2 protein-coding genes and 1 other annotated feature are annotated in these 2,325 nt (G+C 26.5%); of the genes, one reads left to right on the top strand and one right to left on the bottom strand.

Annotated elements, in window-relative coordinates; all coding sequences use genetic code 11:
- The first annotated feature begins 63 nt into the window (after nucleotides 1–63).
- Complete coding sequence (locus GBZ86_RS15135; protein ID WP_152892034.1) at nucleotides 64–216, top strand: FeoB-associated Cys-rich membrane protein; 153 nt, start codon at nucleotides 64–66, stop codon at nucleotides 214–216.
- A gap of 44 nt (nucleotides 217–260) precedes the next feature.
- Here the strand turns inward: GBZ86_RS15135 and argS are convergent, their stop codons facing one another.
- Nucleotides 261–1,952, bottom strand: a complete 1,692-nt coding sequence (gene argS, locus GBZ86_RS15130) for an arginine--tRNA ligase (protein ID WP_152892032.1) — start codon at nucleotides 1,950–1,952, stop codon at nucleotides 261–263.
- 159 nt (nucleotides 1,953–2,111) lie between these two features.
- Nucleotides 2,112–2,323: a binding site (T-box leader), on the bottom strand.
- Between the last annotated feature and the right edge of the window lie 2 nt (nucleotides 2,324–2,325).

The raw sequence follows: 2,325 nt of genomic DNA, 5'->3' as shown, positions 1-2,325 counted from the left end.
GTTTCTTATTTTATATATAATATTGGTATTTTAATAATTTAATAAAAAAGGGGTGAGTTATTTATGGAAATTTTAATTACAGTAATTATTGTTTTATTTGTAATATTTATATTATATAAAAACTTTAAGAAAACTTCTAAAGGGGAGTGTAATTGTGGCAGTTGTTCATCTAAATGTCCTAAATACAATAAAGATAATGAAAAAAATAAAGATTAATTATATAAAAAGACGAGTTTTTAATAAAAAACTCGTCTTTTTTATTACATTTTTTCTACTACATTTATTCCTATTAAAAATAAAGCATTTTTTATTACTTGTGCAGTAGCTTCTATTAATTTCACTCTTGCAGCTTTTAATCCTTCATCATCTAAATTTAATACTGTATGAGAATTATAAAATTTATTAAATGCTTTAGCTACATCTATTGAATATCTAGTAACTACTGATGGCTCTAATTTATCTATTCCAAGTAATATAGCTTTTTTGAATCCTTCTAAAGTTTTAGCTAATTCAAATTCTTCTTTTGAATTTAATTTTGAAAAATCAGGCTCTGCATTAATATTTTCAACTCTTCTTAATATGCTTTTCGCTCTAGCATATGAATACTGAACATAAGGGCCTGTTTCCCCTTCAAAACTAAGCATTTCTTTCCAATCAAATACTATATCTCTTTCTCTTGAATTTTTTAAATAAGTAAACAATATAGCCCCTATACCTATATTTTTTGCAACTTCTTCTTTATTTTCTAAAGTTGGATTTTTCTCATTTATTGTTTCAAGAGTTTTAGCTATTGCTTCTTTTAATAGTTCTTCTAATAAAACTACATTTCCTTTTCTTGTTGAAAGCTTTCTATCTGCAAATTTAACTAATCCAAATGGTATATGAACACAATTTTTTGCCCATTCATGACCTGCTAATTCTAATGTCTTAAATACTTGATTAAAATGAAGTATTTGATCTTTACCAACTACATATACACATTTATCAAAATCATAAGTTTTTTGTCTATACATTGCTGCTGCTAAATCTCTTGTAGCATAAATAGATGCACCATCAGATTTTAAAACTATACATGGTGGCATATTATAATCATCTAACATTACAACTTTAGCACCATTGCTTTCAGTTAAAACTTTCTTTTCTTCTAGTTCTTTTACAACTGAATCCATTTTATCATTGTAAAAACTTTCACCTGCCCAAGAATCAAAATCAACTCCAAGCATTGAATAAATATTGTTAAATTCTTTTAAAGATAAATCTTTAAATCTTCTCCATAATTCTGTAGCTTCTGTATCTCCATCTTCAAGCTTTTTAAAATACATTCTTCCTTCATCTTCAAGTTCTGGATTATTTTCAACTTCATCATGGAATTTAACATATATTCTTAATAATTCAGTTATTGGTTCCTTCTCTAAAGCCTCTTCATTTCCCCATCTTTTATAAGCTGATATAAGCTTTCCAAACTGTGTTCCCCAATCACCTAAATGATTTATTCTAGTTGTATTATAGCCTTCAAAATTTAACATTCTATATAAAGAATGACCTATTGCTGTAGTAAATAAATGACCTACATGAAATGGTTTAGCTATATTAGGAGATGAATATTCTACAACCACATTTTTTCCATTTCCTATTGTAGAAGCTCCATAGTTATCTCCTTCTTCTAAAACTTTAGTTATTATATTTTTACTAAAAGTTACTTTATCAACAAAAAAGTTTAAATAAGGTCCTAAATTTTCTACTTTTTCAAATCCTTCTTTATTTATTTCTTTAGCTAATTCTTCAGCTATCATATTTGGAGCTTTTCTCACAACTTTAGCTAATTGAAAACATGGAAATGCAAAATCCCCCATATCTGGCTTTGGTGGAATTTCTATAAGCTTTTCTATGGTTTCTAAATCTACATCTACATGAGTTTTTATTCTTTCTGCTACTAATTTTTTATAATCCATTATTTATTCCTCCTAATATATTAATCCTGCACTAGATATTTGAGCAAAATTCTATAATATTTATATTTTCCAAATAATTTATATTGTATAACATATAAACTATTAAATTAACTTTTTTTGAAAATTTTAAATAAAAAAGTCCATCTCTTTTACTTATAAAAAAGAGACGGACTTATTCCGCGGTACCACTCTAATTGGTTTTAAACCCACTTTAATATTATAACGCTACTCTAGCGACTTACCTTACTATTTTAAATTTTTTCAGGTAGTATCTCCAAGGCTCTCTTCATTTACTTTATTCTATAAGGCTTACACCATCCCTTACTCGCTTAAGACTTCTAGTAAACTAATCTTCTTTTCAATGACTTTATTT

The sequence above is a fragment of the Clostridium tarantellae genome (genome assembly GCF_009295725.1).
Classification (GTDB): Bacteria; Bacillota; Clostridia; order Clostridiales; family Clostridiaceae; genus Sarcina; species Sarcina tarantellae.
The sequence above is the reverse complement of the archived record's forward strand: the minus strand, read 5'-3'. Positions and strand labels throughout refer to the sequence as shown.

What these genes read in the sequence shown, in the direction of transcription:
- argS (WP_152892032.1), bottom strand. Translation starts at nt 1,952, where the DNA reads ATGGATTATAAAAAATTAGTAGCAGAAAGAATAAAAACTCATGTAGAT.
- GBZ86_RS15135 (WP_152892034.1), top strand. Translation starts at nt 64, where the DNA reads ATGGAAATTTTAATTACAGTAATTATTGTTTTATTTGTAATATTTATA.